Annotated in this window: 23 protein-coding genes; 19 read left to right on the top strand and 4 right to left on the bottom strand. The window is 68.2% G+C overall.

From position 1 onward, the window contains the following. Positions 1-554 precede the first annotated feature (554 nt). The 3 genes from AC1HFH_RS14205 to AC1HFH_RS14195 all read left to right on the top strand — a co-directional run bounded on the left by AC1HFH_RS14205 (position 555) and on the right by AC1HFH_RS14195 (position 2,584). The gene (locus AC1HFH_RS14205; RefSeq protein ID WP_480243246.1) at positions 555-935 is read left to right on the top strand and encodes an ACT domain-containing protein; all 381 of its coding nucleotides are present in this window, start codon (positions 555-557) and stop codon (positions 933-935) included. A 228-nt stretch (positions 936-1,163) separates the two neighbouring features. Beyond that, positions 1,164-1,838, top strand: coding sequence for an MspA family porin (locus AC1HFH_RS14200; protein ID WP_480243245.1), 675 nt, complete (start codon positions 1,164-1,166; stop codon positions 1,836-1,838). A 71-nt stretch (positions 1,839-1,909) separates the two neighbouring features. Continuing rightward, on the top strand, positions 1,910-2,584 hold the full coding sequence (locus tag AC1HFH_RS14195) for an MspA family porin (protein ID WP_480243244.1): 675 nt from the start codon (positions 1,910-1,912) through the stop codon (positions 2,582-2,584). 96 nt (positions 2,585-2,680) lie between these two features. Here the strand turns inward: AC1HFH_RS14195 and AC1HFH_RS14190 are convergent, their stop codons facing one another. Continuing rightward, positions 2,681-3,619, bottom strand: a complete 939-nt coding sequence (locus AC1HFH_RS14190) for a PDR/VanB family oxidoreductase (RefSeq protein ID WP_480243243.1) — start codon at positions 3,617-3,619, stop codon at positions 2,681-2,683. Positions 3,620-3,763: 144 nt separating this feature from the next. Here AC1HFH_RS14190 and AC1HFH_RS14185 point away from each other — a divergent pair, with 144 nt between their 5' ends. The 8 genes from AC1HFH_RS14185 to AC1HFH_RS14150 are packed head-to-tail and all read left to right on the top strand — an operon-like array spanning position 3,764 to position 11,556. Then, positions 3,764-4,924 carry an acyl-CoA dehydrogenase family protein gene (locus AC1HFH_RS14185; protein WP_480243242.1) on the top strand — a complete coding sequence of 387 codons (1,161 nt, stop codon included), beginning with the start codon at positions 3,764-3,766 and terminating at the stop codon, positions 4,922-4,924. 16 nt (positions 4,925-4,940) lie between these two features. Continuing rightward, positions 4,941-5,465: a DUF4442 domain-containing protein gene (locus AC1HFH_RS14180; RefSeq protein WP_480243241.1), complete on the top strand. Its 525-nt coding sequence runs from the start codon at positions 4,941-4,943 to the stop codon at positions 5,463-5,465. Beyond that, positions 5,462-6,352 (top strand): alpha/beta hydrolase family protein, encoded by an 891-nt coding sequence (locus AC1HFH_RS14175; protein WP_480243240.1) that lies wholly within the window; start codon positions 5,462-5,464, stop codon positions 6,350-6,352. Before AC1HFH_RS14180 ends, AC1HFH_RS14175 begins: the two co-directional genes overlap by 4 nt. Positions 6,353-6,360: 8 nt before the next feature. Next, positions 6,361-7,494 carry an ABC transporter ATP-binding protein gene (locus tag AC1HFH_RS14170; RefSeq protein WP_480243239.1) on the top strand — a complete coding sequence of 378 codons (1,134 nt, stop codon included), beginning with the start codon at positions 6,361-6,363 and terminating at the stop codon, positions 7,492-7,494. Between the two features lie 59 nt (positions 7,495-7,553). Continuing rightward, the gene (locus AC1HFH_RS14165; RefSeq protein WP_480243238.1) at positions 7,554-8,924 is read left to right on the top strand and encodes an ABC transporter substrate-binding protein; all 1,371 of its coding nucleotides are present in this window, start codon (positions 7,554-7,556) and stop codon (positions 8,922-8,924) included. Continuing rightward, entirely contained in the window at positions 8,921-9,790 is an 870-nt protein-coding gene (locus AC1HFH_RS14160) for a metallophosphoesterase (protein ID WP_480243237.1), read from the top strand. Before AC1HFH_RS14165 ends, AC1HFH_RS14160 begins: the two co-directional genes overlap by 4 nt. A gap of 4 nt (positions 9,791-9,794) precedes the next feature. Further along, positions 9,795-10,754, top strand: coding sequence for a carbohydrate ABC transporter permease (locus AC1HFH_RS14155; protein ID WP_480243236.1), 960 nt, complete (start codon positions 9,795-9,797; stop codon positions 10,752-10,754). After that, on the top strand, positions 10,744-11,556 hold the full coding sequence (locus AC1HFH_RS14150; protein WP_480243235.1) for a carbohydrate ABC transporter permease: 813 nt from the start codon (positions 10,744-10,746) through the stop codon (positions 11,554-11,556). The genes AC1HFH_RS14155 and AC1HFH_RS14150 overlap by 11 nt, the downstream gene beginning before the upstream one ends. A 62-nt stretch (positions 11,557-11,618) precedes the next feature. Here AC1HFH_RS14150 and AC1HFH_RS14145 read toward each other — a convergent pair whose 3' ends face one another. Continuing rightward, positions 11,619-12,875, bottom strand: a complete 1,257-nt coding sequence (locus AC1HFH_RS14145) for a cytochrome P450 (RefSeq protein ID WP_480243234.1) — start codon at positions 12,873-12,875, stop codon at positions 11,619-11,621. Then, a complete protein-coding gene (locus AC1HFH_RS14140; RefSeq protein WP_480243233.1) occupies positions 12,872-14,293 on the bottom strand; it encodes an FAD-dependent oxidoreductase in 1,422 nt (473 codons plus the stop codon). The genes AC1HFH_RS14145 and AC1HFH_RS14140 overlap by 4 nt, the downstream gene beginning before the upstream one ends. 208 nt (positions 14,294-14,501) lie before the next feature. Here AC1HFH_RS14140 and AC1HFH_RS14135 point away from each other — a divergent pair, with 208 nt between their 5' ends. Genes AC1HFH_RS14135 through AC1HFH_RS14110 form a run of 6 tightly spaced genes read left to right on the top strand, consistent with a single transcriptional unit; the run spans position 14,502 to position 19,469 of the window. Next, positions 14,502-16,148, top strand: a complete 1,647-nt coding sequence (locus AC1HFH_RS14135) for an AMP-binding protein (RefSeq protein WP_480243232.1) — start codon at positions 14,502-14,504, stop codon at positions 16,146-16,148. A 37-nt stretch (positions 16,149-16,185) separates the two neighbouring features. Then, a complete protein-coding gene (locus tag AC1HFH_RS14130; RefSeq protein WP_480243231.1) occupies positions 16,186-16,974 on the top strand; it encodes a ferritin-like domain-containing protein in 789 nt (262 codons plus the stop codon). Further along, positions 16,974-17,528 carry a PaaI family thioesterase gene (locus tag AC1HFH_RS14125; RefSeq protein ID WP_480243230.1) on the top strand — a complete coding sequence of 185 codons (555 nt, stop codon included), beginning with the start codon at positions 16,974-16,976 and terminating at the stop codon, positions 17,526-17,528. Before AC1HFH_RS14130 ends, AC1HFH_RS14125 begins: the two co-directional genes overlap by 1 nt. Next, positions 17,525-17,788: an acyl carrier protein gene (locus AC1HFH_RS14120; protein WP_480243229.1), complete on the top strand. Its 264-nt coding sequence runs from the start codon at positions 17,525-17,527 to the stop codon at positions 17,786-17,788. Before AC1HFH_RS14125 ends, AC1HFH_RS14120 begins: the two co-directional genes overlap by 4 nt. Beyond that, positions 17,785-18,618 carry an SAM-dependent methyltransferase gene (locus AC1HFH_RS14115; protein ID WP_480243228.1) on the top strand — a complete coding sequence of 278 codons (834 nt, stop codon included), beginning with the start codon at positions 17,785-17,787 and terminating at the stop codon, positions 18,616-18,618. Before AC1HFH_RS14120 ends, AC1HFH_RS14115 begins: the two co-directional genes overlap by 4 nt. An 8-nt stretch (positions 18,619-18,626) precedes the next feature. After that, the gene (locus tag AC1HFH_RS14110; protein ID WP_480243227.1) at positions 18,627-19,469 is read left to right on the top strand and encodes an acyl-ACP desaturase; all 843 of its coding nucleotides are present in this window, start codon (positions 18,627-18,629) and stop codon (positions 19,467-19,469) included. Positions 19,470-19,523: 54 nt separating this feature from the next. On the opposite strand, the gene AC1HFH_RS14105 is transcribed toward AC1HFH_RS14110, so the two are convergent. Next, the gene (locus AC1HFH_RS14105; RefSeq protein ID WP_480243226.1) at positions 19,524-19,991 is read right to left on the bottom strand and encodes a PaaI family thioesterase; all 468 of its coding nucleotides are present in this window, start codon (positions 19,989-19,991) and stop codon (positions 19,524-19,526) included. A gap of 180 nt (positions 19,992-20,171) precedes the next feature. Between AC1HFH_RS14105 and AC1HFH_RS14100 the strand changes: the two genes are divergently transcribed. Together AC1HFH_RS14100 and AC1HFH_RS14095 are read left to right on the top strand one after the other, a co-directional pair. Beyond that, entirely contained in the window at positions 20,172-21,395 is a 1,224-nt protein-coding gene (locus AC1HFH_RS14100; protein WP_480243225.1) for a cytochrome P450 family protein, read from the top strand. A gap of 136 nt (positions 21,396-21,531) precedes the next feature. After that, positions 21,532-21,876, top strand: coding sequence for a hypothetical protein (locus AC1HFH_RS14095; protein ID WP_480243224.1), 345 nt, complete (start codon positions 21,532-21,534; stop codon positions 21,874-21,876). The last annotated feature ends 115 nt before the right edge of the window (positions 21,877-21,991 follow it).

Here is a 21,991-nt window from a genome sequence, read left to right as displayed (position 1 = left end):
CTGCAACGGTGGATCGACTGCCAGATGATGATGCTGAACGGACAGGGCTGCAGCTGCGGAATGTGCGGCCGATGAACGCCTGACCCGCACCAGACACAGGGCCGCCCAGCCGAGAACACTCCGCGCCGGGCGGCCCTGTCGGTACGGCGCCGAACTCGGACTCGCCTTCGACGACTTCGATTCCCGAGTGACCGACGCCCGCCCGCGTCCATCCGTCGACCGCGCCCAGATCGCCGGCAACCACGATGTGGACCAGCCCGCAGCCGTCGACTGGGCAACTCCGAGTTCCGCCGCCGCGCGACTCGAGCAACCCACCGGTCGCCACCGGACCGACTCGATCTGTGCTTCCGGAGGTCGGATGACGCCTCCCACTCGTAGCTGCGCCGTAGCACTGTACGCCGCAGCGGAGCGCGGAGCGCAACGAACTGGGCCTCGAACGAGGCGGATGGTGCCGAATCAATCGGCTCGGCGCCGGCGAAGCGCACATTGTGCCCAGGACCCGCGCCGGTGCCCGCCGCCGCCTCGTATCGGCGAACGCCCCCTACCATGAGCGGATGCCCGCCACCGCCCGCCTGCACGTCGTCCCCGCACAGTTCACCGTGGACCACCTGCCGAACGCCACCTTCCCGGAGGACGACGAGTGGATCGCGCTGGTCCGCGCCCCGGAAGGACTCACGGTGGTGCGGGAGGTGCCGCCGTGGGCGGACACCGACCGCTGGATCGGGTTGTACGGTGCCGGTTCCCCCAGCGGCCGGCCGGACCGTCGCGGCGATCTGTCGGCCATCGTCGGGCCGCTCACCGAGGCGGACATTTCCCTGTTCGTGGCGTCGACGGCGCATGCCGATCTGGTTCTGGTGCCCGAGCCGCGCTTCGAAGACGCGGCCGAGGTTCTGGCGACCGCGGGGTACACGGTGGTGCGGCCGGCGAACCGCTGACCGCGACACCCGCCGCCTCCCGGGCGAAGGGTGCAGATCGGAGAAATGGTGAGCCACAGTGCAGGTCGTCGGCGACCCGGTGGCATTCGCGCAACTCGGTCGATCGACGTCCTCTATTGACTCGGACCGGACGGTCCGAACATTCCGACACTGACGGCGTAATCGGTGCGGCGCCGGAACGTTGTTCCGGCGTGAGCACCGGAATACGACGCAGAAGTGAGGAATTCCATGAGGGAGTATCGCGGCGCGCGTGCGCGTTTCGACGTTCGGGCGGGCACCGTGGCCATCGCTGCCGCCCTGGCCGGTGGACTGTTCTGTGCCGGGGCAGCGAATGCCGATGTGTTCGTACCGCTGCCGGACGGCCACAAGGCGGGACCGGGCGGCACGATCACCCGCACCGGCGAGAGCGCGCTGGTGTCCCCGTCGCTGGCGGCCAACGGCGCCGGCCGGGTGGTGTGGGTATCCGGTTCGGTCGTCGCCGATGTCACCGCCACTCCGGACGGTGACGCGGCCAAGCACCGTGGGCCGAGCGGCCGCGACGGCAGCAACAACTCGTCGACGCACGGTGCGTCACAGGTCAACCACGGCTACATCATCGGCTGCCAGGTGAGCATCGCCGACAACGCGATCTCCGCCGGCGCCTCCGCCGGGGTCAGCACCGCCGGCGTGGACGCCGGTGGCTCGATCGGGCTGAAGCTCGGCCCCGGTGAAGTGAAGTGGGTCGCGGTGGAAAAGGTCGATATCGAAAAGCCCGGTGTCTACTCGATCGACTACCAGGATATCGAGATGGAGATCCAGGGCTGCGCGGGCTACGCCCAGGCGCGTTCGTACACGAATCTCGAAATCATCGGTGACCACTACTCGAAGACCACATTGTACGGACAGCCGTTCAGCATCGGCTGACGAATTTCACCATCTGCACCATTCTCGAATTCCGTCGACGAGACTCGACTTCCCAGAGGGGTTCATTCGATATGTTCAACCGTAAGATCTCGACGCGCCTGGCCGGAGTCGGCGCCGCGGCTGCAGTAGCGGTCGGCGTGCTGTCCGCCGGCGCCGCGAACGCCGACACGTTCGTCCCGCTGCCCGGCGGGGAACTGAAGAAGACGCTGCCGAACGGCACCGAGTTGACGGTGCGGCTGGTCGGCGAATCGGCCACGATCAGCCCGTCCATGGGTGCCACGCCGCTGCATCGCAACGCCTGGGTCACCGGCAGCGCGCAGGTGGACCTGGCCGGTCCGGGCGTCGAGGGTGTGAAGACCCGGATTGCTCCCGGATATCTCGTCGGCTGCCAGGTGAACATCAGCGGCGCCGCCGGCGGCGGCAATGTGAAGGGCAGCTCGAGCTGGGACGGCCAGAAGACCTCGGCCGGCGCCGGCGCCAACGGCAACCTCACTCTCGGCCCCGGCCAGACCGCGCGGCAGATGATCCTGGACCGCGAGGGCCCCAACGCCTACGGCGAGGAGGCGCACAGCCCCCGGAACTCGTTCAAGGGCGGTTCGGGCAGCGTCAGGTGGAACGACACCACGATCGCGGTCAACGGGTGCGGCGGTTACGCGCAGGCGCGCGCGTTCGTCGTCGTGGATGTCCGCGGTGACTTCGGCGTCACTGCGGTGACGCTGTGGGGACAGCCGTTCAGCCTCGGCTGATCCACCACTTGCCCGGCCGGGGTCTGTGCACGACGTGGTGCGCAGCCCCGGCCGCTGGTGCGTCACGTCCGCTCCGCCGCCGCGAGCCGCGTCGGGTCAAAGGTCCAGAACGACGGTCTCGGAAACGGCCCGAGAGACACACAGCATCATCGTGTCACCGGCCGCACGTTCCGCATCGGTCAGAATGGAATCGCGGTGGTCGATCTCCCCGGCGAGAACCGTGGTTTCGCAACTACCGCAGGTTCCCTCCCGGCACGAGGTGATCACGTCGATCCCGGCCGATTCCAGCACTTCGGCGATCGACCGGTCCGGACCGACCTGCAGTGACCGCCCGCTGGCCGCGAGCCGGACCTCGAAGCCCCGGTCGGCAGCCGTGCTCACGGAACTCGTCCGGGGACCGAACCGTTCCATGCGGACTTCCAGCCCGCGGTGCCCGGCCGCGGTGTGGACGGCGTCCAGGAGCGGTTCTGGGCCGCAGCAGTAGACGGCGCCATCGCCTGCTTTGTCGAGTATGTCGTCGATCTGCAGCAGCCCGGCTTCGTCCTGCGGGGTGATGGCGGCGCCGGGATCGATACGGAGCACGTCGTCGACGAAGGCCATCCGCCGGCGAGTGCGGCCACCGTAGTGCAGCGAGCACGGCGCACCGGCGGCCCGGGCCGCCGCGACCATCGGCAGGATCGGTGTGATCCCGATGCCGCCCGCGACAAAGGTGTACGCCGCGGCCGGAAGAAGCTCGAAATGGTTCCGTGGCGCTGATACCTGCAGCGTCTCCCCTACCATCGCGGTGCGGTGCAGATGCGCGGATCCGCCCCGACCGGCCGGTTCGTGCAGGACGGCGATCCGCCACCCGGACCGATCGGCGGGGTCGCCGCACAGCGAATATTGCCGAGTCCCGGCGACCCCGACCGCCACGTCGATATGCGCACCCGGCTGCCAGGCGGGCAGGTCCGCCCCGTCGACGGCGATCAGTTCGAGAGAGAACACGTCCTCGGCGACATCTCGGCGGGCATTCACCCGCACCGGCAGTTCGGTCATAGGGCCCTCCTCAGCACGGCACTCCTGCCCCCACCCTGACCATGCAGGCCCCGCACACGCGTCCGGAACGGAGGCTCGATTCGTGCAATCGACGTCGACTATCGCCCCGGCCGGTGCGCCCGGCGCGCCCCGACACTGACTTCCATGACGACAGTGGCGGAGCTGGTGGAACAGACCGGCCGGTTCATCGACGACCACGTCCTCCCGGTCGAACGGGAGATCATCGTGGCCGGCCGGACCATGGACGATGAGCTACGGCTCGAACTGCAGCAGAAAGCCAAGGCGGCCGGGGTGTTCGGTCCACTCTCGGCCCCCGAACACGGAGGTCTCGGGCTCGACACGGTGGCACAGGCCCAGGTCCTCGAAGCCGCGGGCGCCAGTCTCATCGGCCCCCTCGCCGTGAATGCGTGGGCCCCCGACGACGGCAACATCCACCTGCTCACCCACGTCGCGAACGCCGAGCAGCAACAGCGCTACCTGGCACCTCTCGCCGCCGGCGACGTGCGCTCGGCGATCGCGATGACCGAGCCGGCACCGGGCGCCGGCTCCGACCCGGGAATGCTGCGGACGGTCGCGCGCGAAACCGATTCCGGCTGGGTGATCGACGGCGCCAAGCATTTCACCACCGGCGCCCAGGGCGCGGCGTTCGTCATCTGTGTCGCCACCACCGACGACGGCCCGACGATGTTCCTGGTCGACCAGGACAACCCCGGCCTCCGGGTGGGAGCCCGGATGCCCACCCTGGACCACACCAGCGCGCCGGGCGGCCACTGCGAAGTCGAGTTCACGGCCTGTGAGGTTCCCGATTCGGCAGTACTGGGCGAGGTCGGACAAGGGCTCGCCCTGGCCCAGGTCCGGCTGGCCCCTTCCCGGCTGGTGTTCTGCATGAACTGGCTGGGACTTGCCGTGCGGGCACATCACCTCGCCATGTCCCATATCGCCGGCCGTACGTCGTTCGGGGTCCCGATCGCCGAGCACGGCCTGGCCCAAGGGCTGGTCGCCGACAACGAGATCGACCTCGCAGCCGCCCGCAGCCTGATCCGGGACACCGCCGCCGTCATCGATCAGCACGGCCCGGCCTCGGGACCGGCCCGGCACCACGCTGCGATCGCCAAGACCTTCGTCTCCGAGGCGGTCTGGCGCGTCATCGACCGTGCCGTCCAGCTGTACGGCGGGCTGGGCGTGTGCGAGGACCACCTCGTGGCCCGCTTCCTGGTGGAGGCGCGCGCATTCCGCATCTACGAGGGGCCGTCGGAAGTGCTGCGCTGGTCGATCGCTCGCCGCGCGGTGCGGAACATCCACTGAATCGGAAGGGATTTCCATGACCACTCGTGAACTCACCGGGTTCGCTGCGGCGTACCCCGAACACGACAACGAGAACATCGACTTCGAATACCTGCGCAATGCCGCCGAGCGGAGCGTGCCGTTCGGCCGGCACATCGGCACCCGGATCACCGAGATCTCCCCGGACCGGGCGGTCGTCGAACTCCCCGCGGACGACCGAGTCGCCAACCCCTGGGGCACGGTGCACGCCGGTGCGATGTTCACCGCGGCCGATATCGCCGGCGCGGCCGCATTCGTCGGCGCGATGGCACCCCGGCTCACGGCGGTGCAGTTGCTGATCATGCGGGGCGGCAGCGTGTCGTTCCGCAAGCCCGCCGCCGGGCGGATCCGGGCGATCGGGACGGTGGATCCACACGAGATCGACCCGATTCTCGCCGCCACCGAGGCCGGACGTTTCGAATTGAACACCAAGGCTGTCCTCTTCGACGACGCCGGTGTGCTGGTGGCGAAGTTCGTGTTCGACGCCGTCTGCGATCTCGACGTCGCGGAGGGCGAGCAGTGACGGGCACCGAGCAGACGCCGGCCTTCCGGGACTTGGAGGCGACCACCGTCACCACCGAGGACGGTGTCGGCTTCACCGTCCGCTTCCTGCCCGCCGAACGCGCCGACGCACCGGTGGTGCTCATCATTCCCGCGATGGCGATGAAGGCCAAGCACTACTACACGGTGGCCCGCGGCCTGCACGCGCAGGGCCTGTCGGTCGCCACCACCGATCTGCGCGCACACGGCGAAGCGACCCCGGCGTTCGGCGAGCACGCCGATTTCGGCTACCGCGAGATGCTCGAGATCGACCTGCCGATGATCACCGACGCAGTACGGGCGCGGTTCCCGCACGCTCCGCTGTATCTGTTCGGGCACAGTCTGGGCGGGCAGCTGGCACTGCTCTACACCGCGGCCGCCACCCCGGGCCGGGTGGCCGGCGTGGCCGTGATCGGTACCGGCACGGTGTTCTGGTGGGCGTTCGGCCCCCGCCGCTGGTTCGAGGCGATCAGCCACATCCAATGGATCGGCCTGGTATCCCGGTGGAAGGGGTATTGGCCGGGCGGCGTGCTGATTCCGGCCGCGATGCCCGGCGGGGTGATGCGTGACTGGTCGTGGCATTCGCTCACCAGCTACTACCGCCCGAAGGGTAGCTCCCGCCGCTACAACACCCTGCTGCGCGAACTCGACGTACCGACGCTGGTGATCTCCCTGTCCGAGGACGTCCTCGGCCCGAAATCGAATGTGGACTTCCTGACCGGCCGGATGCCGAACGCTCGGCTGACGCGCTGGCACGCCGACACGGACTCCCCGATGCAGCATCTCGACCACTTCGGCTGGGTCCAGGACGGACCGGCGATCGGGCAGCGGGTCGCGACCTGGATCGACGACCTCGGGCCGGAAGCGTAGGGGCACCGATGGCAAAACTGCGAATCGACGGGGTCGGCAAACGCTTCGGCAAGACCACCGCGGTCCACGAGATCGATCTCGAGGTCGCCGACGGCGAATTCCTCGTTCTGCTGGGGCCCAGTGGATGCGGAAAGTCCACGCTGCTGCGGATGATCGCCGGCTTGGAGGCACCCACCGGCGGCCGGATCCTGCTCGGCGGCACCGACATCACCGAGCAGCCGCCGCAGCAGCGCGATCTGGCGATGGTGTTCCAGAGTTATGCGCTGTATCCACACCTCACCGTCGCGAAGAACATCGGCTTCCCGTTGCGGGCGCGACGGATTCCGCGGTCGGTCGTCGCGAGCCGGGTCGCCGAAGTCGCGGCCACGCTGGGGCTCACCGAACTGCTGCAGCGCCGCCCCGCCGCGCTGTCCGGCGGCCAGCGGCAACGGGTGGCCCTGGCCCGGGCGATGGTTCGCGAACCGGGCGCGTTCCTGATGGACGAACCGCTGTCCAACCTGGACGCCAAACTGCGCAGCGCCACCCGCACCGAACTGATCTCGCTGCACCGCACCCTCGGCGCCACCTTCCTGTACGTGACGCACGATCAGGTGGAGGCGATGACGATGGCGGACCGGATCGCGCTGCTGCACAACGGCCGAGTCGAACAGGTGGGCAGCCCGACCGAGCTGTACGACCGGCCACGCACCAGCTTCGTCGCCGGTTTCCTCGGCGCCCCGCCGATGAACCTGTTCCCCGCCACCGTCCGCGCCCGCGGCGACCGCCTGCACGTGGTCACCGCAGGCGTAGACGCCGATCTGGGCATCGACACCCGCGGATTCGACGGTGATCTCGCGGTGACGGTCGGTATCCGGCCGGAACGGCTACGGCCGGTGCCGGGCGCCGCCGCGATCCACGGCACCGTCACCACTGTGGAGAACCTCGGCAGCGAGGAGTTGATCCACCTCGAGGCGGCCCGGCAGTCGATCAGTGTGCGCGTGTCCCGGCCGTCCGGGGTGTGCCCCGGTGACTCGATCGGCCTGCAGCCGGAGCCGGACGATATCCACCTGTTCGACCCGGCGTCCGGCAGGCGCCTGTCCTGGCGGGAACCGGCCGACGATGCCGCCGTCCCGCCGACCGCCGCGCAGCCGGTGTCGGCCTGACCCCACGACCTCCCGGATTCCGTTCCGGGCAGCACCTATCCACCGATGAGGAGATTCCCGTGAAACGCCCTGTGCCCTTGCTGGGCCTGGTCTTCGTCGCCGCGCTGACGCTCAGCGCGTGCGGCGGCCTCGGCAGCACCGACACCGAAACCACCGATGCCGCGCGGATTCCGGAGCTGGATCCGGACCAGCAGGTGTCGATCGTGTTCGAGTCGTACAACTACGGGCTGGCCGGGCCCTGGACCGACACCTTCGACACGTTGATCGCGGAGTTCGAGGAGAAATTCCCGAACATCGACGTGACGGCGCAGAAGCCGCAGGGCAACAGCCCGAACCCGGCGACCGACACGGTCTCCAGCATCCACAACCAGCTGGTCGCCGGCAATCCGCCCACCGTGGCGCAGCTCGGGTTCAGCGACCTCGATTACACCATTCACCAGCTCGGCGCCCAGCCGCTGGACACGCTGGTCGGCGAGGATGCCGTGCGCGACAATTTCGAAGGCGCCGAACACCCCTATGCCGAACGGGCACGGACCCTCGCCAAATGGGACGGCCACACTTACGGTATCCCGTTCGTGTTCTCCACACCGGTGCTGTACTACAATGCGACCGCCTTCACCGAGGCCGGGCTCGACCCCGACAACCCGCCGTCTACCTGGGCCGAAGTAGCCGATGCCGCCGCAGCGATCACCGAGAACACCGAATTGGAGGGCGTCTACATCGACTGCCTGACCAAGACGTCGAAGGACTGGTGTTTCCAGGGCCTGGTGCGCTCCAACGGCGGCCGGGTGATCTCCGAGGACCGCACCGAACTCACCTACGCCGAACAGCCCGTGGTCGAGGTGGTCGAATACGGGCAGCAGCTGGTCGAGGCCGGCAGCATGCCGAAGTTCACCCAGAAGCAGGGCTACGAGGGTTTCGCGCGGGGCGAGGTCGCGATGATTCTGGAGACCAGTGCCGTGCAGGGGGTGTTCGTCAAGGGTGCCGCCGACAAGTGGGACCTGCGGTCGGCACCGATGCCCAGCTTCGGGAACAAGCCCACCGTTCCGACCAACTCCGGTGCCTCGCTGTACATCCTGTCCGACGATCCGGCGCAGCAGCGGGCCGGCTGGGAGCTGATCAAATTCCTCACCAGCGAATCGGCCTACACCCGGATCTCCCAGGGCATCGGCTATCTGCCGTTGCGTACCGGCCTGATGGACGACCCGGACGGTCTGCGGTCCTGGGCCGAAGAGAACCCGCTGCTGGCACCGAACGTCGAGCAGCTCGCCCGACTGGAGCCGTGGGTGTCCATGCCGGGCAACGACTACCTGCAGATCCGGGACGGGATGATGGAGGCCGTCGAGACCGTCGTCTATCAGGGCGGCGACCCCACCTCGACCCTGCAGGCCGCACAGGAGCGGGGCACCGCCCTGCTGCCCCCGTCATGAGTGAATCGGCGCGAGACGGCGCACCGGAGGTGACGATCGTCCAGATCAGCGATACCCACATCCAGCGTCCCGGCGAACGGATGCACGGCACGGTGGATACGTTCGCCAACCTGACCGAGGTGCTGGATCGGCTGCAGACGGCCGGTCGGCCGGTCGACGGCATCGTGCTGTCCGGGGATCTGACCGACTGCGGCTCGGCCGAGGCTTATGCCCGGCTGCGTGATGCCGTGGAGCCGGTCGCCGCCGACCTGGGGGCGCAGGTGCTGTACGTGATGGGCAACCACGACGAGCGTTCGGCGTTCGCTGCCGAACTGCTCGACGGCGCCGACCCGCACCGGTCGCTCGACCGGAGCGCCGACGTGGCCGGATTGCGGGTGATCACCATGGACAGCAGCACCCCGCACCGGCACGACGGCCGGCTCGAGGACGAACAGCTGGCGTGGCTGGCCGGGCAGTTGCGGGAACCGGCCCGGTACGGCACCTTGCTGGCGCTGCATCATCCGCCGATCCCGTCGCCCCTGGCGGCAACCGAGTTCCTGCGGCTGCAGGAGCCCGAACGCCTCGCCGAGGTGCTCGCCGGATCGGATGTGCGGATGATCGTGTGCGGGCACAATCACCTCACCGCGGCCGCGGCGCTGTCGGGGATCCCGGTGTGGATCTCGCCGGCGGTGGCCTATCGGCTCGATCCGATGGCCCCGGCCGGGCGGCAGCGCGGCTGGTCCGGATTCGGCTACAGCCGCATCGACGTGCTCGGCGCAACCGTGGTCGCCACGGCGATCGAGGCCACCGTGGCCGAACCGGTCTACGACCGGCCGGAACAGGACGTTCTCGACCAGCTGGCCGCGTTGGCGGCCGGCGCCCGGTGACGCCGTGTTCGTGCTCGACGAACCGGACACCCGGGTCGCGGCGTCGGGCGGTGCGGGGCAGCTGCCCCGCACCGCCCGACCGGCACGTGGTCGGCGCCTGCTCCGCGGCGCGGCACCCTACCTGTATCTCGCGCCTGCACTGGTGCTTCTCGTGGTGTGGGTGTATCGGCCGTTGGTCCAGGCGTTCGAGTTGTCCACCTATTCGTGGAATCTGCTGCCCACCACCCCCATGCAGCCCGTCGGAGGGGCCAATTACGAGCGGCTGCTGCAACTTCCGGCGTTCTGGGATTCACTCGGCCGCACCGGCGTGCTGATCGCGGGGCTGCTGCCGTTCACGGTGCTGCTACCGGTCCTGATCGCGCTGGCGGGGCGCCGGGTGAACGGCCGGGCTCGCACGCTGTACCAGGCCTTCATCTTCGCGCCGTTCCTGGTGGCCCCGGTGGCCGTGGCAGCGGTGTGGCGGTGGTTGCTCCATCCCGGTACCGGCTTCGTCGGCCAAGTGACCGGATCGGACCGCAACTGGGTCTACGATGTCGACACCGCGAACGCGGTGATCATCGTCATCACCGGCTGGCAACTACTCGGTTTCGCGGTCCTGGTGGTGTGGGCCGGGCTGGCCGGTATCAGCACCGACTACGAGGAGGCGGCGCGGGTCGACGGTGCGAGCCCCGGCCAGATCCGCCGCTGGATCACCCTGCCGATGCTGTCCCCGACCCTGATGTTCCTGGTCCTGACCACGGTGTTGCTCACGCCGGTGCTCACCTTCCCGCTCATCGATTCGATGACCCAGGGCGGTCCGGCACAGGCCACCACCAATATCTATTACCTGCTGTGGGACTACGCCTTCCACAGCTTCGACGCCGGGCTCGGTGCCGCGGCCGGCGTTCTGTTGTTCTTCGGCTTCGGCATCGTCGCCGGAGTCCTGGTGTGGATTTCGGAGAAGGTGGCCTTCCATGATGATTGACCGGCTGCGCATCGCCGGCAGCCACATCCTGCTGACAGGCACCGCCCTGGTGTGCGTGTTCCCGATCTACTGGTTGTTCGCCACCTCACTGCGCCGGCCCGAGGACATCAACTCGCTGTCGCCGATCCCCTGGCCGCTGTCGACGGCCAACTACACCGACGCAGCCGCCCAGGTCGATGTGCCGGTCCTGATCGGTAACACCTTCCTGGTGGCCGCGATGGCGGCCTCGGCACAGCTGCTGATCGCCCTGTTGGCGTCCTATGCCTTCGCGATGTACAGCTTTCCGCTGCAGCGGGTGCTGTACCTGGCGTTCGTCGGGATCTGGCTGGTGCCCTTCCAGGTCACCATGCTGCCGAACTACGTGCTGCTGAACCAGCTCGGTTTGCTCGACACCCTGGTCGGGGTGGTACTTCCTACGCTCTGCTCCGCACTGGCGGTACTGCTGTTGCGGCAGCATATGGCGAGCTTCCCGAAGGAGCTGGTCGCTGCGGCGAAGATCGACGGCCGGTCGTCATGGTCGATCCTGTGGACGGTGGTGGTGCCGAATCTGCGGCCGGCCCTGGCCGCACTCGGCATCCTGTTGTTCATCAACGCCTGGAACGAATATTTCTGGCCGGCGGTGGTCTTGCGGCAGTCCAATGGTGTGCTGCAGCTGGGGCTGCGTAGTTTCATGGGCACCGAGGGCGACCAATGGGGCCCCATCATGGCGTTGGCCGGCCTTGCCTGCCTGCCGGTGCTGTTGATGTACCTGGTGTTGCAGCGGCAGATCGTGAACGCGTTCGTCCGGTCCGGCCTGAAGTAACTCGGCACGACTGAATGATGCCCCGGGATCTCGTCGGGATCCCGTGGCATCGTTTTCGGTTCTCAGGCGGGAGTGGCTGCGACAGGAAGGGATTCGAGCCCGCGGATCACCACATTGGGCTTGAACGGCGGGTTCTCGGTGCGCAGCTCCAGATCGGCGACTCTACGAAGCAGCACATCGAGCAGGATCTCCATTTCCAGCAGGGCCAGCGGGGCGCCGAGACAGTAGTGGATGCCGAGGCTGAATCCGAGATGTTTCTTGCCCGGTCGTTTCGGATCCGAATAGCGGGTGACATCCACGCGGTCGGGATCGGTGAACGCCTCGGGGTCGTGATTGGCCGAGTTGATCAGCACGACCACGCCCTCCCCTTTCGCGAACTCGTGCCCGGCAACGGTGATCGGCCGCGTTGCCGCACGCGTCGTGATCTGCACCGACGGTTCGAGGCGCAGCAGTTCGTCCGGGGCGGCGGCCCGGAGCTCCGGGCGGTCGCGGAGCAGCGCGACCTGGTCGGGCGCACGCAGCAGCCGCAGCATGCCGGTGCCGATCAGATTCGCGGTCGTCTCGTGCCCGGCGACGAAGGTGGTGATACACGTGGCCAGCAGCTCCTGTTCGGTGAGCACATCACCCCGGTCCTCCACCTGGGAGAGAACACTCAGCAGGTCGTCTCGCGGCTCGGCGCGGCGTTCGTTCAGCAGCTCCCGGAAGTAGGCCATGAAACCACGGGAGGCGGCGCTGCGCGCCTGCAGGCACTCTGCGGGAAGCGTGTAGTCGTGGTCGAAACCGCGGGCCAGATCCTGTGACCAGCGGTGCACCTGGTCGTAGGCCTCGCTCGGGACGCCGATCAGCTCACAGGCGATGATCAGCGGCAGCGGGTAGGCGATCCGCTCCACCAGATCGAATTCGCGTTCCGCCAGGGCCGCGTCGACGAGTTCTTCGCACAACTGCTCGATGCGGGGGCGCAGCCGGGTGACCATCCGCGGGGTGAAACCCTTCGTGACCAGGTTCCGCAACCGGGTGTGGTCCGGCGGCTCCATCCACAGAAACGAGGTGGGCAGCTCCTCCGGCGCGTTCTCCGGGGATACCGTCGGATGCATCATCGCCGCTTCCTCGGCGTGGCTCCATGCGGTGGTGGAAAGCACTGCGGCACAGTCGCTGTACCGGGTGAGCACGTGGTGACCGAGCGGGGTCCGGTGCAGCGGGCCCGCTTCGCGCAACACCCGGGCCGGGGCGTACGGGTCGGCGCGCCCGTCCGGTCCGAACAACTGCGCCAGGGCGGTCTGTACCGCGTCGGCGTCGATCGGTGCGGTCGTGGAGGTCATGGCTGGGACTCCTGTTTCTCCATGGGTGGTCGGGGCGGGGAGGGATCGGTGGCGCCGGACCCGAACAGCACCCGGCGCAGGGTGCCCGGCGCGGCGAGCGTCGCGGGTGGGTCGACGAGGTGGGCGACACGCAGAAAGCTGCGCGCGACGCGGGGGTCCTGCGCGGACGCTCGTTGCACCCGGGTGACGAAGGCATCGGTGAGCCGGGTGCGCAGGTTCCGCGGACCCCCGACCCCCGGATTCCGCAGATCCGAGCCGGTGGCCAACTGCCACGCCACCGCGACGGCAGCTTCGGCCGCCGCGTAGTAGCGGGCTGCCGGATCGGCGCCGCCGTCACGCAGGCAGTCCCCCAGCGCGGCGGCCTGTACGGCGGCGACGGTCATGCCCTGCGCATACAACGGATTGAACGAGCAGAGCGCGTCGCCGAGGACGAGCACGCCCGCCGGATGCGACCGCTGCCGGTCGAATCTCCGGCGCACCGCAGTGCGGAATCGGTACGGCACGGCGTCACCGAGAGGCTCGGAGTCACGCACGATGGCGGCGATATCGTCGACCGGCAGTGACGCGGCGAAGGCCCGGAACCCCGTGTCGTCGACCGGTGGATGATCGCCGAGCATGCCGGCGAGGGTGATGTGCCAGCGGTCGTCCTCGACCCGGACCGCACCGCCGCCGCGCCCGTCGGCTCCGGTGGACACGATCACCGAGGCCTGGCCGTCGAGTTGCCCCGGCCGGTGCCGGTAGAACCGTGAGGCATAACCCAGATCGACGTCGAGCCGCTCTTCCTCCGGCGCAGCGACACCGAGGTCGGTGAGCCACTGCGGTAGCCGTGAGCCGCGACCGCTCGCATCGACGATCAGATCGGCAGCCAGGACATCTGCTCCAGCCGGGCCGGTCACGCGCACCGCACGCACTCGCTCTGCTGTGCCGACCAGCCCTTGCACGGTGGTCCGGGTCAGCACCTGTACCTGCGGCAGCCGCATGGTGCGGCGGCGCAAGAGCCCCTCGAGCAGCGGCCGGGTGGCGATCACCGAGGTGAGTCCGGTCGGACCGGCCGCCAGCCGGGAGCCCCCGAAGTACCACCGGGTACCGACCAGCACCTCGGCGACCGTCGCGCCGTCGGCCGCTGCTTCCTCGGTGAACCCCGGGTACAGCTCCTCCATGACCCGCCGGCCGCGATCGAGCAAGCCGTGCAGATGCCGGGCCTGCGGTACACCCCGCCGCTCGACCTGCCCCGCGTCGAGTTCGTCACGTTCGATCACGGTCACCCGATCGAACGATTCCGTGAGAACCCGCGCAGCCAGCAGACCGGCCACTCCGGCGCCGATGACGATTGCGTGGCGGCGTGGCGATTCCGCCGACAAGTCCGGTGCACCTTCCCGGACCGGAGTCGGATCGTCAACCGTAGGCTCGATGGTCACCGGCGGCTCCTGGGAATAGCGGTTCGGTTTCACCACCCATGGTCACGGTCGAATTCCGGCGGATCCGGGATGAATCGTCCGCTCCGATCGCGCGATAGTCGGATATCTTTATCACGCACCGTAATCGAACGATCGACCTCGCTGATCGGCGCGCATTTTTCGGCATTCGTTAATCGCGATGTCACGTTGCGCTGCTGTCGTTTCCGCCATGAATTCATCGCGTTCGAGCGAAACGCTGCCGGCGATGCTCGCCCGGGTCGCGGCGGACCGGCCAGAGGTGCGTGCGACATTCCACTCGGTCGCCGAACAACTGGACTACGCCGACCTGGAGCGACACTCGCTCGCCACCGCGACCGCACTCGTCCGACGCGGCATCGGTCGTGGCGAACCGGTCGGCATCCTGTGCCCGAACGCGCCGGAATTCCTGGTCGCATTGTTCGGCATCGCCACCGCCGGTGGCGCCGCTACACCGCTGCCGCTGCCCGCCGGCGCCCGCGCCGGCGCCGAGTACCCGGCGCGACTGGCCGCTATCGCCGCAGCTGCCGACCTCCGCACCGTACTGGTCTCACCGCGGTTCGCCGGGTTGCTTCCCGGAATCGGGGACATCGGTGTCGAGTTCGTCGACACCGCGACACTGGCCACCGGCATCGATGCGGAACAGTTGCCCGGGGTAGCCGCCGAGGACCTGGCGATCATCCAGTTCACCTCGGGCAGCACCTCGCTGCCCAAGGGAGTCCAGCTCACCCATGCGAACGTGGCGAGTGGACTGGCGGCGATCCGCACCGGTATCGACCTCGGTCTCGACGATCAGGGCGGCTTCTGGCTGCCGCTGTTCCACGATATGGGGCTGTTCGGCACCCTGTCGGCGGTGCTGCGCGGCATTCCCGCGCATATCTGGTCGCCGGTGTCGTTCATCAAGGATCCCGCGCGGTGGTTGAGCGAGTTCGCGGCATCCGGGGCAACCATCACCGCCATGCCGAACTTCGGATACGAGGCTCTGCTGGCAACGATCCACCCCGAGCAGGTCGCCGATTACGACCTCCACAACTGGCGCATCGCGTTCAACGGCGCCGAGCCGATCGCCGAGCCGGTGGTCACCGCGTTCTGCGACCGGTTCCGGCCGGCCGGATTCGATCCCGCGGCCATGTTCGGCGTCTACGGCATGGCCGAGGCGACTCTGGCCGTCACGTTCCCGCCGCTCGGGCGCGGACCGGTGTTCGATCGGATCGACCGTGCCCGGCTGTCGAATTCGGCGGTAGCCGCCCCGGTGAGCCAGGACGATCCCGGTGCCCGAGCCGTGGCCTCGGTCGGGTACCCGGTGGACGGTATGGAATTGCGGATCGTCGATCCGGTCGACGACACCGACCTCCTCGACGAACACGTCGGCGAGATCTTGATCCGAGGTGCGTCGGTGACCCGACGTTACCGCAGCTCGGGTCCGGATTCGTCGAACGACGACTTCACGAGCGGATGGCTGCGTACGGGCGATCTCGGGTATCGCCGCGACGGCGAACTGTTCATCACCGGCCGCATCAAGGACATGATCACGGTTCGTGGCGTGAACTACTACGCCCATGACGTCGAGGACGCAGTCCGGGATATCGAAGGCATCTACAAGCGCCGTTGCACCGCGATCGCCGATCCCGGGGACGCCGACGTGATCAGCCTGATCGTCGAAACCGAGCGTACGGGTGCCGCGGCCGCCGACCTCACCGACAGCCTGCGCGCCGCCGTCGGAACCCGGCTCGGGCTCGCGGCCGTCGCCATCCATCTCGTCGCACCGCGCAGCATCCCACGGACCAGCAGCGGCAAACTCGCGCGGGCCGCTGCGCGCGAACTCATCACCCGAGCCTGACGGACCGCCGGGGCCCACGATCGAACAGGAGTGCACCGTGCACAGTTACGACGTCTTCCGCCACTACGAGCGCCTGCACTGGCAGCTCGGTGATCTCGCACTGACCGAGGTCGACCGGACCGCGGTCCGACCGGAATACGTGACCCTCGCCAAGAGCGCGGCGATGGGCGAATCCAACGTGATCGCCGCGGTGCACGGATTTCTCGAAGAGTTCGTCGACGACTACGACTTCTCGACCTTCGCCGTGGTGTGGGGCTATCAGGAAGTGCAGCACCACTACGCTTTCCGGGCCTGGCTGCAGGCCATCGGCGAGGACGTCGCGGACCGGGCGGTCGACGCCATGCGTGAGCCCTATGCACCGGGGAGCACGCCCTCGGCGACCCTGGCCACCAACATCATCTCCGAACTCACCGTCAACCACGTCTACCGTGCGGTGTCGGGCTGGGTGACCGAACCGGTGCTGAAAACCCTGTTGCTCAATGCGAGCCGGGACGAGGCCGGGCATGCCCGTGAGTTCATCCACTACACGGCCGAGCGGCTGCGGCGTCACCCCGGAGAACTGCCCTCGGTCCTCGAAACGCTGTACGTGTACAGCTCCGAGGCCAAGATCAAGCATCCGGTGAGCACCTTCAAGTCCGGCATCGCCGAACTGGGCGACCACGAGACCATCGATACCGGCTTCGATCTGTTCCTCGAACAGGTTGCTGCCGAGGGCGAACTGGCGAAACTGCACGACAAGGTGCGACGCACCTTCGCCGGCATCACCGGATTGGATCTGGCCAGCAATGCGAAGGTGCGCCGCGCCCTCGCCGACGCCATCGCCTGATGGCCACCGTCGAGGTGCCGTGGTCGGTGATCCCGGACTACCACTGTTTCGGATGTTCACCGCACAATCCCGCCGGCCTGCAGCTGCAGTTCACTCCACGCGCCGACGGCGCCCTGGTGGCCCGGTTCCGGCTGGCCCGCACCTTCGAGTCCTACCCCGGCGTCGTGCACGGCGGTCTGATCGGTGTGGTCTGCGACGAGGTGATGGGCAACCTCATCGTGCTCGCCCACCGGGTTCCCGCTTTCACCGTCTCGCAGCGCACCCGCTTTCTCAGCCCCTTGTCCATCGAGCACGAGTATCGCTGTGTCGCAACGCTTCGGCGCGAGCCCGACGATGCGGCGCCGGCGCGCAGCGACACCGACCAGCTCATCCAGGCACACGCCGAGATTCTCGACACGAACGGCCTGGTCTGCGCGTCGTCGGCGGCCACCTATCGGCCGTTCGACCTGAATACGGCCCGCGACCACCTGACCCTCGGCGACGACGAGGTCGCCCTGCTCGACCGCGCCCTGGCCCGGGCGAACCCCCTCTCCCCGAATGGAGCACGACCATGACCAGCACCTCCACCGACACCATCCTGCAGACGGTGACCGAGATCGCCGTGGACGAGACCGGCCTGCCCGCCGCCGATCTGACTCCCGACGCCGACCTGCGCGGTATGACCGGCGTCGATTCGGTACGGGTACTGCGCATGATCGCCCGCATCGAGCGGGCCTTCGACGTCGAACTGGAGGACGAGGACGTCTTCGGTCTGTCCACCCTGGCCGAGGTCACCACAGTGGTGGAGCGGCTCGTGACCGAGAGCATCGCATGACCGCCGTTGCCGACACGAACCAGCACTACGACCTCGACCCGGAGATCTTCGGTCAGTTCCTCGACCCGCTCCGCAAGTACAGTTCGGCACTGTATGAATCGGACACCGACACGCTGGCCGAGGCGCAGCGCAACAAGCTGCGATTCGTCGCCGACCGGCTCGGACTGCGCGGTGGTGAGCACCTGCTCGACGTGGGGTGCGGCTGGGGGTCGCTGATCCTGTACCTGGCCGACGAACTGGGGTGCACCGCACTCGGCATCAGCCCGGCACCGAACCAGCACGATTACATCGCCGAACAGGCGGAGGCGCGCGGGATCGGCGACCGGGTCCGGACCCGGGTGGGCCATTTCGAACAGCTCGACCTGCCCGGCCGGTCGTTCGATGCAGTGGCCCTGCTCGGCTCGATCGTGCACATGCCCGATCCGGATGCGGTGTTCCGGCGGGCGCGTGCTGTATTGCGCCGCGGTGGCTCCCTGTACGTATCGGAGAGCTGCTTCCGGAGTTCCGCGGCCCGGACTGCTTTCGACGACCGCAACGGCACCGAGTTCGTGCGCAACGGCATATTCGGCTTCGGCGAGCTGCGTCCACTCTCGGAACTGATCGCCGCGGCCGAGAATGCCGGGTTCTCGCTGGTGTCGGTCGACGATCTCACCGCACACTACCGTCGCACGATCGACGACTGGATCACCAACGTCGATGCCGCGGCCGAACGGATCGACACCCACCGCCCCGGGCTGGCGGCCGAACTGCGCCGCTACCTCGAGATAGCCAACGCCGGTTGGGGATACACCACCAAACATTATGCACTGGTGTGCCGGAACAGCAGGTAGGAGCACCGATGGACACCACATCCGGCCTGCTGCCGGTCGACCAGATGACGGCCGCGGTGGACGGCTTTCTCGCCGCCTCCCCCGCCGCCCGCACCTGGGACGTCGAGACCTCCTTCGACTGGACCGCCGCGGATGCCGGCCGGCTCACCGAAGGGCAGCGATCCGCCGTCCGGTTCGTCACTCTCATCGAGGATCATCTGCCCGGCTACTTCGATGTCTATCAGCGGTACTTCCCGGTGGACGACACGGTCGACCCGGCGACCTTCGAACACAACCGCGAGCTCTACCACTTCACGGTCCGGTGGGCGGTCGAGGAGGACACCCATGCCCGGGCGCTGGCCCGCTACCAGGTGGCGTCGGGCATGGCCGAACGTGCGGCCCTCCGAACCGATCTGGCCGTGGAAGGGCAGAAGCCGTTCGACCTGCCCTATGACCACCCCGTGCAGTTCTTCGCCTATGCGCTGGTCCAAGAGAAGGCCACGCAGATGTACTACCGGCAATTGCGTGAGGTGGTTGCCGACCCGGTTCTGGCTGGTGTGCTCACCCGGCTGTCCCGGGACGAGGCGCGGCACTTCGGCTTCATGGCCGATGTCGTCACCCGCTTCCTCGGGGCCCAGGGCGATGCGGTGGTGGCGCCGATCCGGGATGTGGTGGCCGGCTTCCGGATGCCGCTGTCGGACACGCTGCGCGGCTACTGGCGGTGGGCGCTGCGGATCGCCGACGTCGCCGACTACGACCACACCGCCGCCTACGAACACCTGGTGAAGGTCATCGACCGGGCGGTGGACGCCCGCACCGAACCGGTCGACGAGCTGATCGCCTTCGTCGAGAGCTGTCGAACGCTGGTCTGACCCCTCGGATACGGCCCTGCTCGGCGCGGGTGCCGGGCAGGGCCGTCGCCGTGCTCAGGACGGTGGCGCCAGGACCAGAACGGTGGTGGTGCCGTGCGCGATGAGCTTGCCCGCCGCATCGGTGATGCGGCCCTCCGCCGTTGCCGTCCGCCGACCGACATGCACGGTCTCGGCGACACAGGTGAGCCGACTGCTTTCCAGGGTCACGGAGCGAATGAAGTTCAGCTTCAGCTCCAGTGTCGTGTACGCGACACCGTCCGCCAGTTCGGTGAATACCGCACTGCCCATCGCCGTATCCATCAGCGTGGCGAGCACCCCGCCGTGCACGGTGAACATCGCATTGATCGTCGCCGGGTTCGGATCGAGATGGTATACGGTGCGTCCCTTTTCGGCGCTGTCCAGGCGGATCCCCAGCGAATCACCGACACCGAGCTTTTCCTGCAGCCCGCGCTCGAAAACCGCGGTCAATTCCTCGACCCGCCGCCGCGCCGTCGCGTCGACATCGATATCGGTACTCGTCATGCTTCCTCCTGTGAACGCCTGTTCGCCGCCGGTGTGCGCCGGCCGGAATCGGTCGACCCGATTCGACCAACAATCGATGAATCGAGCGTTGCCGGAAGCCATTCCATATCGATGTCCGATCGGCCGATCGACACGACTCGATCGTGGCGCATGGTCGTCGCGGTTCGGTACCGTCGGGCCATGGCCGACGTATCCGCTGCCGCCCCTGTCGAGACGATCGGTGCCGAGTTCTTCGACGACCCGCACGAGTTCTACCGGCGCTTGCGGGCGTCGGGTCCGGTGCATCGGGTCCGGTTCCCCGATGACGTCGTCCGCTGGGTGGTGATCGGCTATGCCGAGGCCAGGGCCGCTCTGGCCGATCCCCGGCTGCACAAGAACATCCGGACCATCGATGCGATCGTCCGCGGCAAGCGCCGCGACGCCGCGACCGACCCGAACGCACTCGTCCTGCTCGAGCACATGCTCAGCAGCGACCCGCCCGAGCACACCCGGCTGCGCCGCCTGGTGAACAAGGCGTTCACCCCCCGGCAGGTGACGCGGCTGCGCCCGCGTATCGAGGAGATCACCGAGGAACTCCTCGAGGCCATGGCAGTGGACGACACCGCCGACCTCATGCTCGCTTTCGCCAACCCGCTTCCTGTGACGGTGATCTGCGAAATCCTCGGCGTCCCCTATGCCGATCGCGACGACTTCCAGTCCTGGGCCAGAGCATTGGTGGGTGTGGTCGGGACTGCCGAGGAGGAACGCTCCCGGGCCGCAGCCGCCATGGTCGGGTATCTGTCGGATCTGGTGCGCGCCAAGCAGGACCGGCCGGGCGACGACCTCCTGTCGCAGTTGGTTCTCGCCGATGACGACGGCGACCGACTCACCGACCGCGAGTTGGTGTCGATGGCCTTCCTGCTGCTGGTGGCAGGGCATGAGACCACCGTCAACCTCATCGGCAACGGCGTATACGCCCTGCTGCGCGCACCGGAGCAGTGGGCTGCACTGCGCGCCGACCCCGCCGGCGTGCCCGCAGCCGTCGAGGAGTTCCTCCGATTCGACGGACCGGTCGATATGGCCACGGTCCGCTGCACAGCCGAACCGGTCACCCTCGGCGGCACCGAAATCCCCGAGGGCGAACTGGTCTACGTCGCACTGACCGCCGCCAACCGCGACCCCGACCGCTTCACCGATCCGGATGAACTGAACGTCACCCACCCCGCCGCCGGCCACCTCGCCTTCGGCCACGGCATCCATTTCTGTGTCGGCGCCCCACTGGCCCGACTGGAAGCCGAAATCGCCTTCACCGGACTCCTCCGCCGTTTCCCGGATCTGCAACTCGACCCGGCGGCCGGGTCGGTGCAGTGGCAGACCAGCACCCTCATCCGGGGTCTGCTGGAGCTGCCGGTCCGGTTGCGCTGACCTGCGCCAGTCGCCCGGGACCGCCGGTCGCCCGGGACACTGCCCGCCGACCGATACCCGCCCAGCGCTCCATGGCGATATCCACTGCGGAGGGCGGGGCGCAGCGTTCTGCGAGGATGTCGACATGAGTAGGTCCTTGCCGGAGTTCTTCCCCGAGTTCAAGCGGCTCCACGGCATGTTCGTCTCGCGAAAGACCTTCGAGGCGACCTGCGCGTTCCTGGATGGATACGAAGTCGGCAGTGGGCACAGAGTGCTCGAGCAGTTCCACAGCTGGTTGGTGCTTCGCGGACATGGTCGGCCGCAGCTCTACTGGCCGTGGCTGGTCCTGTGCGAGGTATACGAGGACGGCGGCGCCGGCACGCTGCCGGATTTTCGATACTTCACGCCTGAGCAGGACGAGCAAGCCGTCGCGGTGCTGTTCGATCTCCTGGAGGAGTTTCTCGCTGCGCGTGGCCCCGCGAATCGCCCGAAACCCGACTGACCGCCGCCCCGGTCTCGGCCGGCGGCTCATCTGACCTCCGACGGCCGGTTGCTGGAGCTATCACTGCGACAGCTGGTGTACGCGGGGTAGGCCGCGGAAGCGATCGACCGTGCCG

The organism is Nocardia sp. KT25-26 (assembly GCF_056627695.1).
This window is presented reverse-complemented; position numbering and strand designations above follow the sequence as displayed.